This is a genomic window from Mycobacterium shottsii, assembly GCF_010728525.1.
Lineage (GTDB): Bacteria > Actinomycetota > Actinomycetes > Mycobacteriales > Mycobacteriaceae > Mycobacterium > Mycobacterium marinum.
In genome coordinates, this window is the sequence record NZ_AP022572.1 from 889,289 (window position 1) to 902,233 (window position 12,945).

The following is a 12,945-nucleotide window of genomic DNA, read 5'->3' on the forward strand; positions in this document are numbered from 1 at the left end:
TTTTCCGGGGTGCGAGCCCGGCGGCGTGCAAGGCCGGTCAACGCCCGGGGTTGGTGGCCCGCAGTGCCTGCGCGTGACTCTTTTTCGCCTCGCGGCGCAGCTGCAGAATCCGCGCGGTGCCGACCGCGACGGTCAGCAAACCGCCCCCCACGGCCGCCAGCAGTATCGCCACACCCAGGGGCAGGCTCCAATGCCAGCCGAAGAAGGCGAAAGCCGTCGAGGCGGTGTTTTGGGCGATGAAGATCAGCAACACGATCAGCACCAAGAAGCCGGTGATCAGTGAGGACCACAGCGCGGCCGCCCGGGTGAACTTGATCGGGGGTTCCCCCGAACTCGGAGCGGGCTTTGGCGCCGGCGTCGAGGGCGCTTTGGTCTGCGGTGGGGGACCAGCTGAGCCAGATTGGTTGCTGCTCATACCGTCATGTTTACCCTTTTTCCGCGGTGAAGGTAATTAAATCTCCGCTGGCAACTTTGCTGCGCTTTCACGTCTGCGCGGCAACACACCATCGCGGACGATAGTGTCGGGTGCATGGGGACGCTGCGGCGCGTGTGCCGCGCAACACTCGCCGCAGCGCTGTGCGTTGTGATGGTGTGTTCGGTCGCGGCCTGCGGCAGTTCGGACCCATTCGGGACCACCAGCTGTGACATCAACTCGATCGTGGTCGGGTCTGGCGACTTCCCGGAATCGCAGATTGTCGCCGAACTCTATGCACAGGCGTTGCGGGCAAATGGCTTCGAGGTCGGAATGCGGTTGGGAATCGGCAGCCGCGAAACCTACATACCGGCGCTCAAGGACCATTCCATCGATCTGGTTCCGGAGTACATCGGAAACCTCTTGCTGTACTTCGACCCACACGCCACCGTGACCCTGCTGGAGGCCGTCGAATTGGAGCTTTACCGGCGGCTGCCCGGAGATCTGTCGGTTCTCACGCCGTCGCCGGCTTCGGATACCGACACGGTCACCGTCACCAGTGCTACCGCCGACAAGTGGAACCTGAAGACGATCGCGGACCTGGCCCCGCATTCCGCGAATCTGCGGTTCGCGGCGCCCTCGGCGTTTCAGAACAGGCCGTCCGGATTGCGTGGGCTGCGCGAGAAATACGGGCTCGACATCTCACCTCAGAATTTCGTGACGATCAACGACGGCGGCGGCGCGGTAACAGTGCGGGCGTTGTTGGACGGAACGGTCGACGCCGCCGACATTTTCAGCACGTCGCCGACGATCCGGCAGAACCACCTGGTGGTGCTCGCCGATCCGGAGCACAACTTCCGGGCCGGCAACATTGTGCCGCTGCTCAATTCGCAGAAGAAGTCTGATCGCATCAAAGACGTTCTCGACGCGGTGTCAGCGAAGTTGACCACCGAAGGCGTGGCTGAGCTCAACGCTTCGGTATCGGGCAAAGGTGGCATCGACCCTGATGAGGCCGCGCGGAAATGGTTGCACGACAACGGCTTCGATCATCCGATCCGGCCCTAGAGACTAACTGGGAAACGCATTGATCAGGTTTGACAATGTCGACAAGGTGTACGCCGACGGCACCACCGCCGTAGACCAACTGAGCCTCGAAGTCGCCGACGGCATGCTGACCGTTTTCGTGGGCCCATCGGGCTGTGGCAAGACAACCGCACTGCGCATGATCAACCGCATGTTCGAGCCGAGTTCGGGCACCGTCACCGTCAACGGCACCGACGTCTCCACGGTGAACCCGGTGAGGTTGCGCCTCGGGATCGGTTACGTCATCCAAAACGCGGGGCTGATGCCCTATCAGCGGGTGATCGACAATGTCGCGACGGTGCCGGTGCTGAAGGGGCAGTCACGCCGGGCCGCCCGCAAAGCCGCCTACGAAGTACTCGAACGGGTAGGTCTGAACCCCAAGGTGGCCAGCCGTTATCCGGCCCAACTCTCCGGTGGCGAACAACAGCGGGTCGGGGTGGCGCGGGCGCTGGCGGCTGACCCGCCGATCCTGTTGATGGACGAGGCCTTCTCTGCTGTCGACCCGGTGGTGCGCCATGACCTGCAGAACGAAATCCTGCGTCTGCAAAGTGATCTACACAAGACCATCGTTTTCGTCACGCACGACATCGACGAGGCGTTCAAACTCGGCGAGGTGGTGGCGGTGTTCGCGCCGGGCGGCCGGCTGCAGCAATGCGACCAGCCCGCGCGGCTGCTCGCCCGCCCGGCCAATGAGTTCGTGTCGAAATTCATTGGCTTGGGCCGTGGCTACCGGCTGCTGCAACTCTTCGATGGGGCGGGTCTCGAGCTGCATGACCTCGAGCGGATCTGTGTGAGCAGTCTGGGGCGCTCACAACTGCCCGATGGCTGGGCGCTGGTGGTCAGCGACGATGACGTCCCGGTGGGCTGGATTGACGCCGACGGATTGCGCCGCCACCGCGATGGTGCGACCCTGCCGGACGCCATGACGGTGGTGGGGGCGGTATTCCGGCCGAACGGCAACCTTAGCCAGGCGCTGGATGCCGCGCTGTCGTCGCCGTCATCCATGGGTGTGGCCGTCGACGAAGGCGGCAAGGTTATCGGTGGAGTGCTGGCCGATGACGTGCTGTCCGCGTTGAAAAGCCGGCGATAACGCCCGGGTATGCCTTACTTGATGACCCACCTCGGCGCCGCTTGGGCGCTGACCATGGTCCATCTACGGCTGTCGCTGATTCCGGTGCTGATCGGTACGGCGATCGCGGTCCCCCTGGGGCTGTTCGTGCAGCACAGACCGACGCTGCGTCGGCTGACGACGGCAACCACCAGCGTCGTCTTCACCATCCCGTCGCTCGCGCTGTTCGTGGTGTTGCCGCTGATCATCAAGACGCGGATCCTGCAAGAGGCGAACGTGATCATCGCGCTGTCGGCCTACACGAGCGCCCTGCTAGTGCGTGCCGTGCTGGAGGCCCTGGATGTGGTGCCCGCGCAGGTCCGGGATGCCGCCGTGGCGGTCGGCTATTCGCCGATTGCGCGAATGCTGAAAGTTGAACTGCCGCTATCGATTCCGGTGCTGGTATCCGGCCTGCGGGTGGTGGTGGTGACCAATATCGCAATGGTTTCGGTGGGGGCGGTGATCGGCATCGGCGGTCTGGGCACCTGGTTCACCGCGGGTTACCTGATGGACAAGAGCGACCAGATCGTGGCCGGTATCACCGTGATGTTTGTCCTGGCCATCCTGATCGACATGGTGCTCAACGTGGCTGGCCGGTTGGCCACGCCGTGGGAGCGCAGCTCGCGCAGCCGGCGTCGGTTCAGATCTCCGATCGTGGGTGGGGCCCGATGAGTTTCCTGCAGCAGGCGCTGTCCTATTTGTCCACCGCCGCAAATTGGACCGGATCGGCCGGCCTGGCCGAGCGCACCGCCGAGCACCTGGAATACACCGCGCTGGCCGTGACGGCGTCGGCGCTGGTTGCCATACCGATTGGGTTGATCATCGGGCACACCGGCCGTGGTCAGGTGCTGGTGGTCAGTGCGGTCAACGGGCTGCGCGCCTTGCCGACGCTGGGCGTGCTGCTGCTCGGTGTGCTGTTGTTCGGACTGGGGCTGGGGCCGCCGATAGTCGCGCTGATGCTGTTGGGTATGCCGCCGCTACTGGCCGGCACCTACGCGGGCATCGCCAGTGTCGACCCGCTGGTGGTCGATGCCGCGCGCGCGATGGGTATGACCGAGGCCCAGGTGGTGTTGCGCGTCGAGATGCCCAACGCCCTGCCACTGATACTCGGCGGGTTGCGCAGCGCGACGCTGCAAGTGGTCGCCACCGCGACGGTGGCTGCCTACGCCAGCCTGGGCGGGCTGGGCCGCTACCTGATCGATGGGATCAAGGAACGTCAGTTCCATATCGCCTTGGTCGGTGCGCTGATGGTGGCGGCCTTGGCGCTGTCTTTGGACGGGCTGCTGGCGTTGGCGGGATGGGCGTCGGTGCCCGGTACCGGCCGCCTGAGCAGGTTCTGGCACCAGCCAGATGACCGAATTGACGTTGCAGTTAGTCCCAATTCCGCCGCGGTTGGTTCACACGTCCTACGGTAGAGATGTGAACTCAGTTTCCTCTGATCCGGCTCGGCGCCTCTGGACGGCTATGTTGACGTGGCGTGCTCAAGACGTCTCGCGCATGGAATCGGTACGAATTCAGGTGTCCGGCAGGCGGATCAGGGCAAATGGCCGCATTGTGGCGGCCGCCACCGCCAGCAATCCCGCATTCGGCGCTTTCTACGATCTGCAGACCGACGAGACCGGCGCCACCAAGCGGTTTGGACTGACCGTCACGCTGGCCGAGCGGGAACGTCAGCTCGCGATTGCCCGGGACGAAGAGAACATGTGGTTGGTCACCGACCACCAGGGTGAGAGCCGAGCGGGGTACAACGGCGCGCTGGACGTCGACCTGGTGTTCAGCCCGTTCTTCAACGCGCTGCCGATCCGGCGCCTCGGAATCCACGAGCGTGCGGAGATGATCACCTTGCCGATGGTCTACGTCAACGTGCCGGACATGAGCGTCGACGCGGCCACCGTGATTTACAGCAGTGAGGGCCGCCTGGATGGCATCAAGTTGCGCTCCCCGGTCGCCGATACCACCGTGACCGTCGACGATGAAGGTTTCATCCTGGACTATCCAGGCTTGGCAGAGCGGATTTGATCACGCCGCCCGCCCGGCCGGCCGCGGCCAGTCGTTCGCGCCAGCGCGGCTCGCCGATCGTCACCGTGGAGATGTCGGAGCGCGGGAAGCTCTCGTAGCGGGTGCGCGCGGCGTTGCCCGCGTCGACCAGGTCGGCCACCGAGCCGTTGCAGGCCAACGAATCGCGTGCGCGGTTGAGCAATTCGATGATTCGGTCCGCGGCCGGCACCAACTGTCCGGTGTTGGCCTCGCACATCGCCCGAACCAGGTCGGGAGCGGTGCCGGCAACGCGGGTGGCGTCCCGGAACGAACCCGCGGCCAGCGCAAAAGCCAGGGGGACTTCGGCGGCGGTGACCGCCAGTGCCTCGGCGAGCAGGTGGGGCAGGTGTGAGATGGCCGCCGCGGCCGCGTCGTGCTCGTCGGACTTGGCTGGGACGACCACCGCTCCGCAGTCCAGCGCCAGCTGCATCACCATCGACCACACCACGGGATCCACGTGGTCGTCGACGCTGACTACCCAGGGTGCCCGCGTGAATAGGGCGCCGTGACCAGCCCCCCAACCGGAGTGTGCGGTGCCGGTCATCGGGTGACCGCCGACGAAGCGCTCGCGCAGACCGGCCTCGGTGACTTCCTCCAGGACGGCGGTCTTGACGCTGGTCACGTCGGTCAGCGGGCAGTTAGGGGCCAACTCGCGGATATGGGTCAGCATGCTCGGCAACGCCGGCATAGGAACGGCCAGCACAATCAATGCGTTGGTGTCGGCGGCCCGGGCCAGCGTTTCGGCGAGATCGGTAGTGGCCTCAAATCCGTCCGACTGGGCGCCGTTGGCGCCTTCCACCGACCGGTTGTAGCCGAAGACCACACGATCTGCTGCAGCGGTGGCCCGCATGATGGAACCACCGATCAAGCCCAGCCCGAGTACACACACGGGTGTCGTCTGCACAGTCCCAAGGTTGGCACACTTGCATTGCTCGTGTGTGTCCGCCGCCGTGCTTGCCCAGCGGCGCTGGTCAAGGGTCATCTGGTCACAAACCTGGCCAGCGACTACCGTAAGCGCCCATGGGAGCACAACGGGCCGCAGCGAAAGGCCCGTCCGCGGAAACGCCGGACGGTTTCGGCGTTGCCGTGGTTCGTGAAGAAGGTAAATGGCGTTGCGCCGCGATGAGCGCGAAGGCCTTGGCCACGCTGTCGGCGGCCGAAACCGAGCTGCGGGAATTGCGCAGCTCGGGAGCTGTCTTCGGGCTCCTGGACATTGATGACGAGTTCTTCGTCATTCTGCGTCCGGCGCCTTCAGGGACCCGGCTTCTGTTGTCGGATGCCACCGCGGCACTTGACTACGACATCGCGGCTGAAGTCCTGGACAGCCTGGACTCCGAAATAGATCCCGAGGACCTCGAGGATGCCGACCCGTTCGAGGAAGGCGATTTGGGCCTGCTGGCAGATATCGGCCTGCCCGAGGCCGTGCTGGGGGTCATCCTCGACGAGACCGATCTTTACGCCGATGAACAACTTGGCCGCATCGCCCGGGAGATGGGCTTCGCGGAGCAGCTGTCGGCGGTAATCGACCGCCTCGGTCGGTGATCGCGGACGAAGATCTGGTCCGCGCCGCTCTGGCGGTAGCCGCGACGGCCGGTCCGCGCGATGTACCCATCGGTGCGGTGGTGATCTCCGCTGACGGGACCGAACTCGCCCGCGCGGTAAACGCCCGCGAGGAACTCGGCGATCCGACCGCCCACGCCGAGATCCTGGCGTTGCGGGCGGCGGCGCGAGTGCTTGGGGATGGGTGGCGGCTCGAAGGCGCCACGCTGGCGGTAACGGTGGAACCGTGCACCATGTGTGCGGGTGCGCTGGTGCTGGCGCGGGTGGCTCGTTTGGTGTTCGGTGCGTGGGAACCCAAGACTGGAGCGGTCGGTTCATTGTGGGATGTGGTGCGCGATCGTCGGCTCAACCATCGCCCGCAAGTGCGCGGTGGTGTACTCGCGCAGGAGTGCGCTGCGCCCCTGGAAGAGTTTTTCGGCCGCCAGCGATTGGGGTGACGGGCCATCGGTTCGGTAAGCTGCTCGGCGGTGGCGTGTCCGAGCGGCCTAAGGAGCACGCCTCGAAAGCGTGTGACGGCTAAAACCGTCCGAGGGTTCAAATCCCTCCGCCACCGCCAAGCGATGAGTCGACCCGTGGGTGACACCACGGGTCGCGTCATCGACTGCAGACTCCCCGGCCGTCGGCCGAGGTTTTTGTTCTTGGGTGTATTGGGCGCGCAAAGTAGGCAGCGCTCTCCCGAGACCGGCACGAACTGCAGCACCCGAGCTGTCACTCACGACCGCTTCGACGAGCGGAGCACAGCCCAGCAGCTCGAGTGCCGTGGCCATCGTGCTCGCGCGAGCTGTGACGTGCCTGGTGACCCGGGTACGGTCGGGTGGGCCGGGGGTGCCGGTGGAGCTGGTGGCGCCGGCGGCAACGGCGGCAACGGTGTTGCTAGGCGGCGCCGCAGGACTTGCCGGCGTCAATGGTTCTAGTGCCGTTGGAAATGCCGGCCACGGTGGCGATGGCGGTATGGGTGGTGCCGGGGGCCGGCGTGAATGGAGTCAGTGGCGGAAACGGTGGCAAGGGCGGCAGTGGCGGCACGCGTGTTTCCGGTGGTGCCGGCGGCGCGGGTAATGATGGCGTCATCCCGTCGAATAGCGGACTCGGAGGCGCAGGAGGAAACGCCACCGGCATTGGGGTGAAGGTGGCGGGCGATGGATTCGGAAGCCTTGGCGGGACGGGCGCGGGCGGCTCGCCTTCCGGCAACGGGACTAACGGGCAACCAGGTAACCCGGGCTGAGCAATGCCACACCCAACTACCCCCGATTCGGCGGTGCGACATAGCTTGCAGAACAAGCGAATGACCGGGATCTAGCCGAGCCGGGCCCGTTCTACCCGCTGATCAATAACGGAAGCGAGATCGCTCCCGCACCTCCGGTCACCACAATTACCCACCGGCCGTCGACGGGCAGGCTCACCTCAATGTTGAAGATGGCGAACCCGACCTCGGCGGTGGTTGCGGCGTCGGGCAGCTCGAATCCCATCAGCAGGGGTTCGTCATCGGTGGGAGGTCTGATCTCGACTTCGATCCGCTGGTGGGGATCGTCGGTTTCGGTCTGGGTCAACACCACCAGCAGAAACCGTGCCGTCCGGTCGGTGTCGACCCAGTATCGGTACAACACGCCGCCGGATACGTTGAGCTTGTTATCCACCGCAGCGGCCGCTTCGGCGAGAAAAGCCCCCACTATCACCCCCCGAACCTACAGCCATGGTCACGGCACGCTCGGCGGGGCTCGGAGCGCCCCTACGGCTATTGCTGAGGCTGGGGAGCGCCGCCATAACCGAGCTGCGACGCGGTGTAGCGTGCGGCATCGGTGACCGGCACCGCCTGCACCGCAGTGCCGTACGCGCAGATCTCGGTCCATACGTCACCGAGCTCGGTGGTGTCGAAGCGCATCCCGATAATCGCGTTGCCGCCCTTGTTGCGGGCCTCGGTCATCAGCCGGGCCATCGCCTCATTGCGGCTCTCGGCCAGGTTCTTGGTCATGCCCTGCAACTCGCCGCCGAACATCGATTTGAATCCGGCGCCTATCTGGGAGAAGGCATTTCGGGAACGCACGGTCAGTCCGAAGACTTCGCCGCACACCCGCTGGATTTCCCAACCGGGAATGTCATTGGTCGTGACAACGAGCACCGGGCCACCCTTCTGCAGTCGTTCGATACGACGTGATTGCGCTGCAGACTACCGCTGCTCGGGCGGGGCGCCTAGCGCAGCTTGCGGCCGTAGTTGTCGGCAACGTTGCCAGTGAAGATCATGATCGCGTCAACGATTCCCCACAACACCGCGACGATGAGAAACGGAAGGCCGATGAGGCAGAATACGGTGAAGGCCAGGCCGCCGAGTCCGAGGCACAACTGGGCCGTGGCAACGGAATTCGAGCCGACGTAGAACCGGCCGATGCCGGCGAAACCGAAAAACAGCTGCAGCAGTCCGGCGGTGGCGGCCGACTTATCGGAAAGGGGCACACCGCTGATCGGATCGCGTCCAAAGGGCGCCTGTGGATCTGGCGCCTGGGCTAAATTGGGGTAGCGGTACGACGGGTTGCCGGGGTATGGCTGTGGCTGGCCCCCCGGTTGAGCCGGATACCCCCATGACGGTGGGAACTGGGGATTGGGGCCCGGTTGGCCGTAGGGCTGCCCGACCCAGGGGGGCTCGTCGGAGGAACCTCCGGGTTGATTCGGTGTCGCCATCGGCTAGCACTACCCCCTCGTATCTCGCCTCCCCACGCTACCCCGGCTCCAGCTGGTGAAACGGCCACACCCGCGGCTACCGTCTTTGGAGTATCCCGAAGTCGAAGTGGGGATCCGGTGGAACCTTCCAGCACTGACATCGCCGACATCGACTTTGACGATCTGGCGAGGCCCGTGCAGACCGACGTCCAGCGCCAGGTTCTGCAGTTCACCGAGTCCAGACACGTCGAATTCGACATCGCGGCACTGCTCGCCGAAGCTGTGGACCAGGCCGGGGTCGGCGACGACCTTGGCGACACCGACGGCTTCGGAGACCGCTTGAGGGCCCATGTGGCAGCGATCGAAGGCGACCAAGGTCTCACCCAGCTCACCCGCTCGTCCTTGCGGCAGCGAGTGGTTCGGCTGCTGCGCAACCGCCTCTCGTTGACCGACCTCATCCGCCGATACCCCGAGATCGAATCGATCCGGATCGAAAAACCGTTCGTCGTGGTGGGCATGCCGAGGTCGGGCACCACCCATCTGGTGAATCTGCTCGCTGCCGATCCGCGCCGGCGTGCGCTGCCGTACTGGGAGAGTCGAGATCCGATCCCGGCCCGAGGCCAAGGCCCCGACATCTTCGGCGTGGACCCGCGCTACAACAGGGCAAAATCCGAGCACGATGCCTTGATGGCCACCGCCCCGGTGGTGGCTGCCATGCATGACCGTTTTCCCGAAGCAATCGAGGAGGAAGTGGAGCTCCTCGACCTGGACCTGGCCTCCTATGTCCTGGAATGGCATGCGCGGGTGCCCGATTGGCGCGACTACTATCTTGGGCTCGACCAACGCCGCCATTACGCCTACCTGAAGAAGGTGCTGCAGGCGCTGACGTTTCTGCGCGGCGCGCAAACCTGGGTCCTCAAGAGCCCGCAGCATTGCGAGCAGCTGGGCCCGTTGATGGCGACCTTTCCAGATGCCACGGTGGCTTTCACGCATCGTGATCCGGTGGCGGTGATCCAGTCGACCATCACCATGATGGCCTACTCTGACCGGCTGCGCCGGACCAGCATCGACGCCGGCTGGCTGCTGGACTACTGGAGCGACCGCGTGTACCGACTGCTGCGGGCCTGCGTGCGTGACCGTGACATTGTGCCGCCCGACCGCAGCATCGACATCGGCTTCCATCAGCTCAACGGCAACGAAATGGCGCTGCTGGACGAGCTTTACCGGCGCAGCGGCGTCGCGATTACCCCGAAGGTTCGCGGACTGTTTCAGCAGTACCTGGACGGCAATCCGCGCGGCAAGCACGGTCGGGTGCACTACCACCTGCAACGTCATTTCGGCAGTTCGGCCGAGCAACTTCGGGAACGGTTCGACTTCTATTTCGACAGGTTTGATGTCCGCCCCGAGCGAAGGAGACGACCGCGATGTTCGAACCGGTCTACCGCAGCAGGCCGGGCGCCGACGCGATGCGCCCGGCGGCCGCCGAGCGGGCTGAGCAGATCGCGCCAGGATTGTGGTGTTCACCGGGACTGTCGAACTCCTACTTGCTGACCACCGATGACGGTCGGGTGGTGGTCAACACGGGGATGGGATTTGAGGGCCCGGTGCACCGCGCGAATCTCGATGCCGTGGACTGCTCGCCGGTGCGCTACATCATCTTGACCCAGGGACACGTGGACCACGTCGGTGGCCTGGACAGCGTGCGCGACCCCGAGACAAAGGTTGTTGCACAGGCGAACTGGACCCTCTGGCGCGACGACAACGAGCGCCTCATCCCGTATCGGGCCAGCCGCAGCGCCTTCGCCTTCAAAGACACGCTGAGCGCCGGCATCCAGGCGATCCAGCGACGTCTCGGTACCACCCGCCTGGCCGGCCAGAGCGTGCCCAACGTCGAGCTTGATTTCGCGGACACGCTCGTCCTGGAAGTCGGCAGCCGACAGCCGGAGCTGTTGTCGGTACCGGGGGGAGAAACGACCGATTCGTTGGTGGTCTGGCTGCCGGAGGAACGAATATGTTTGTGCGGAAATACCTATGGTCCGCTATTCGGCCACATCCCCAACCTCGTCACCATGCGCGGCGACCGGTACCGTGACGCGCTGGCGGCCATCGCCTCGATCGAGCGGGTGCGCGAGCTGCGCCCCGAAATTCTGGTGACCGGTCATTTCGACCCGATCACCGGCGCCGAGCTCATTTATTCCGAGCTCACCCGACTGCGCGACGCCCTCGCGTACGTCCACGATCAGACCGTCGCCGGGATGAACGCCGGCAAGGAGGTAGAAACCCTGATGCGCGAGATCGTGCTACCCGCCGAATACGACGTCGGCCAGGGATATGGGACGGTGGCCTGGGACGTGCGGGCGATCTGGGAGAACTACTCGGGCTGGTTCCACCATCGCTCGACAACCGAGCTGTATCCGGTTGGATTCGACGCTGTCGCCGCCGATGTGGTGGATCTGGCGGGCGCGGATGCGATCGTGGATCGAGCCCGCGCTCATCTGGTCTCCGGCCGCCCGGTGCAAGCGATCCACCTTGCCGAGTTGATCGATCGGGACCATCCGGGCGCCCGTGAGGTACTCAGACAAGCCCACGAAAACCTGCTCGCCGGCAGTACCAACTTCTGGGAAAGTGCATGGCTCGAGCGTCAGATAGCGAGCCTCTCGTGACGGCGCGGGTGAGCTTCGATTTCACCGGGACTGCGGCTCTGATCACCGGCGGTACCAGCGGGATCGGGCATGGGATCGCGATGCTGTTCCGGGACGCGGGGGCCCAGGTCACCGTCACCGGAACCAAGCCGGGGGTCGCGGACTACGACATCGACTTGTCCGGCATGACTTACCGGCAACTGCACCTCACCGACCCGGATTCGATAGCCCAGCTGACACAGCACTTCGACCGGCTGGATGTCCTGGTCAACAACGCCGGCGCGAATTTCCCCGGGGTACTTGATGAATCGAAGCCGGATGGTTTTGACGCTTCGGTACAGCTCAATCTGACCGGTCCGTACCGGCTGACCATGGGTCTCTACCGCTCGCTGAAGGCATCGACCGCGGTGGGAGGCGCCAGCGTGGTCAACATGGCATCGATGTCGGCACTGCGCGCGATCACCCTGGTCCCCGGCTACGGCACCGCCAAGGCGGGAATCATCTGTGTCACCAGAAACCTGGCGGTCAAGTGGGCGGCCAAGGGCATCCGGGTAAATGCCGTGGCGCCGGGCACTATCGATACCCCGATGACCGCGCCGATGCATCTCGCGACCGAGCTGGTGGATGCGGAGCTGGCCCATATTCCGTTGCGCCGCTTCGGATCAGTCGGCGACGTTGCACCCACGGTGGCGTTCCTGTGCACCGAATGCAGCAGCTACACCAGCGGGGCGGTGTTCGTTGTCGACGGCGCGTCGGATTGCGTCTGAGCCGACGCTGCAGGGCAACGGCTATGCCCTGGAAGCCACGCGCTCACAGACCCCGATAGGCAGCCGAGGAGGTGACTGACGGCTCGGGGCTTAGAAGCCCAACTGCTGTGGCATCTCCGTGACCAGCACCGGAAGCGTGACCGACCCGGTGTCGGAGCTGGCCACGAGTTCCCAGCGGCCGTCGATGGGAAGGCGCAGCTGGATCTCGAAGAAGGCGAAGCCCGGAAACTCGGCCACGGCGGCCTCCGGAACCTCGAATTGCAGCCGGGTGGGCTCGGCATCCGCGGGAGGCCGTGCCTCGACAGTGAGCTGCCGATCCGTGCTGCCCGGGTTCGACTGGGTCAGCACTACCAGGACAAACCGGGCCAGACGATCAGGCCCGACCGCGAAACGGGACAGCACGCCGCCCGACACGTTGAGTTTGTTGTCTACCGCAGCAGCGGCGTCCGCAAGAAAGGCACCGGTAAGTATCACGCGGCTGAACCTACCGCGAAGTAGATTTGCCAGCAAACCCGAGGGGGGTATGGCCCTGGGGCGGCTTTGGTAAAGCGTGCGTCGCATCTTCGTCGTGTGAAACCTCGGCCCGACAAACGTCGGTAGCGGGCCGCGCATCATCGGATGCTCGAAAGACGGGCCCGGCGGCGTCGGTGGGGGCGGCCAATGCCGGCCGGTTCGGGAGCCGCC

Annotated in this window: 15 protein-coding genes, 1 tRNA gene and 1 pseudogene; 11 read left to right on the forward strand and 6 right to left on the reverse strand. The window is 65.1% G+C overall.

Annotated features, from left to right (window positions below; all coding sequences use genetic code 11):
• Positions 1 to 37: 37 nt before the first annotated feature.
• The gene (locus G6N41_RS04175) at positions 38 to 415 is read right to left on the reverse strand and encodes a LapA family protein (RefSeq protein ID WP_011741980.1); all 378 of its coding nucleotides are present in this window, start codon (positions 413 to 415) and stop codon (positions 38 to 40) included.
• 114 nt (positions 416 to 529) lie between these two features.
• Between G6N41_RS04175 and G6N41_RS04180 the strand changes: the two genes are divergently transcribed.
• From G6N41_RS04180 to G6N41_RS04200, 5 genes are read left to right on the forward strand one after another with little or no spacing between them, the layout of a single operon-like run.
• A complete protein-coding gene (locus tag G6N41_RS04180) occupies positions 530 to 1,477 on the forward strand; it encodes an ABC transporter substrate-binding protein (RefSeq protein WP_198966685.1) in 948 nt (315 codons plus the stop codon).
• A gap of 19 nt (positions 1,478 to 1,496) precedes the next feature.
• Positions 1,497 to 2,585: an ABC transporter ATP-binding protein gene (locus G6N41_RS04185; RefSeq protein WP_198966686.1), complete on the forward strand. Its 1,089-nt coding sequence runs from the start codon at positions 1,497 to 1,499 to the stop codon at positions 2,583 to 2,585.
• A gap of 9 nt (positions 2,586 to 2,594) precedes the next feature.
• Entirely contained in the window at positions 2,595 to 3,275 is a 681-nt protein-coding gene (locus G6N41_RS04190) for an ABC transporter permease (RefSeq protein WP_198966687.1), read from the forward strand.
• A complete protein-coding gene (locus G6N41_RS04195) occupies positions 3,272 to 4,018 on the forward strand; it encodes an ABC transporter permease (RefSeq protein WP_020731012.1) in 747 nt (248 codons plus the stop codon). Before G6N41_RS04190 ends, G6N41_RS04195 begins: the two co-directional genes overlap by 4 nt.
• 4 nt (positions 4,019 to 4,022) lie before the next feature.
• The gene (locus G6N41_RS04200; RefSeq protein WP_198966688.1) at positions 4,023 to 4,622 is read left to right on the forward strand and encodes a putative glycolipid-binding domain-containing protein; all 600 of its coding nucleotides are present in this window, start codon (positions 4,023 to 4,025) and stop codon (positions 4,620 to 4,622) included.
• On the opposite strand, the gene G6N41_RS04205 is transcribed toward G6N41_RS04200, so the two are convergent.
• On the reverse strand, positions 4,585 to 5,529 hold the full coding sequence (locus G6N41_RS04205) for a prephenate dehydrogenase (RefSeq protein ID WP_020731010.1): 945 nt from the start codon (positions 5,527 to 5,529) through the stop codon (positions 4,585 to 4,587). The genes G6N41_RS04200 and G6N41_RS04205 overlap by 38 nt on opposite strands.
• Before the next feature lie 131 nt (positions 5,530 to 5,660).
• On the opposite strand from G6N41_RS04205, the gene G6N41_RS04210 reads away from it, so the two are divergent.
• The 3 genes from G6N41_RS04210 to G6N41_RS04220 all read left to right on the forward strand — a co-directional run bounded on the left by G6N41_RS04210 (position 5,661) and on the right by G6N41_RS04220 (position 6,756).
• Positions 5,661 to 6,182: a tRNA adenosine deaminase-associated protein gene (locus tag G6N41_RS04210; RefSeq protein ID WP_198966689.1), complete on the forward strand. Its 522-nt coding sequence runs from the start codon at positions 5,661 to 5,663 to the stop codon at positions 6,180 to 6,182.
• Positions 6,179 to 6,637, forward strand: coding sequence for a nucleoside deaminase (locus tag G6N41_RS04215; protein ID WP_020731009.1), 459 nt, complete (start codon positions 6,179 to 6,181; stop codon positions 6,635 to 6,637). The genes G6N41_RS04210 and G6N41_RS04215 overlap by 4 nt, the downstream gene beginning before the upstream one ends.
• Before the next feature lie 29 nt (positions 6,638 to 6,666).
• Positions 6,667 to 6,756, forward strand: a tRNA-Ser gene (locus G6N41_RS04220).
• Between the two features lie 757 nt (positions 6,757 to 7,513).
• On the opposite strand, the gene G6N41_RS04225 is transcribed toward G6N41_RS04220, so the two are convergent.
• The 3 genes from G6N41_RS04225 to G6N41_RS04235 all read right to left on the reverse strand — a co-directional run bounded on the left by G6N41_RS04225 (position 7,514) and on the right by G6N41_RS04235 (position 8,873).
• Positions 7,514 to 7,873: a hypothetical protein gene (locus G6N41_RS04225; protein WP_036456772.1), complete on the reverse strand. Its 360-nt coding sequence runs from the start codon at positions 7,871 to 7,873 to the stop codon at positions 7,514 to 7,516.
• Between the two features lie 59 nt (positions 7,874 to 7,932).
• Positions 7,933 to 8,316: a YbjQ family protein gene (locus tag G6N41_RS04230; RefSeq protein WP_020726924.1), complete on the reverse strand. Its 384-nt coding sequence runs from the start codon at positions 8,314 to 8,316 to the stop codon at positions 7,933 to 7,935.
• A 71-nt stretch (positions 8,317 to 8,387) separates the two neighbouring features.
• Positions 8,388 to 8,873, reverse strand: coding sequence for a TM2 domain-containing protein (locus G6N41_RS04235; RefSeq protein WP_116268237.1), 486 nt, complete (start codon positions 8,871 to 8,873; stop codon positions 8,388 to 8,390).
• Between the two features lie 117 nt (positions 8,874 to 8,990).
• Here G6N41_RS04235 and G6N41_RS04240 point away from each other — a divergent pair.
• From G6N41_RS04240 to G6N41_RS04250, 3 genes and pseudogenes are all read left to right on the forward strand, one after another.
• Positions 8,991 to 10,259 (forward strand): annotated as a pseudogene (locus G6N41_RS04240) (sulfotransferase family protein); the annotation flags it as partial.
• A gap of 17 nt (positions 10,260 to 10,276) precedes the next feature.
• Entirely contained in the window at positions 10,277 to 11,515 is a 1,239-nt protein-coding gene (locus G6N41_RS04245) for an MBL fold metallo-hydrolase (protein WP_198966690.1), read from the forward strand.
• Positions 11,512 to 12,261 (forward strand): SDR family NAD(P)-dependent oxidoreductase, encoded by a 750-nt coding sequence (locus G6N41_RS04250; protein WP_198966691.1) that lies wholly within the window; start codon positions 11,512 to 11,514, stop codon positions 12,259 to 12,261. The genes G6N41_RS04245 and G6N41_RS04250 overlap by 4 nt, the downstream gene beginning before the upstream one ends.
• A gap of 90 nt (positions 12,262 to 12,351) precedes the next feature.
• Here the strand turns inward: G6N41_RS04250 and G6N41_RS04255 are convergent, their stop codons facing one another.
• Positions 12,352 to 12,735, reverse strand: a complete 384-nt coding sequence (locus G6N41_RS04255; RefSeq protein WP_020731001.1) for a hypothetical protein — start codon at positions 12,733 to 12,735, stop codon at positions 12,352 to 12,354.
• Positions 12,736 to 12,945: the final 210 nt, after the last annotated feature.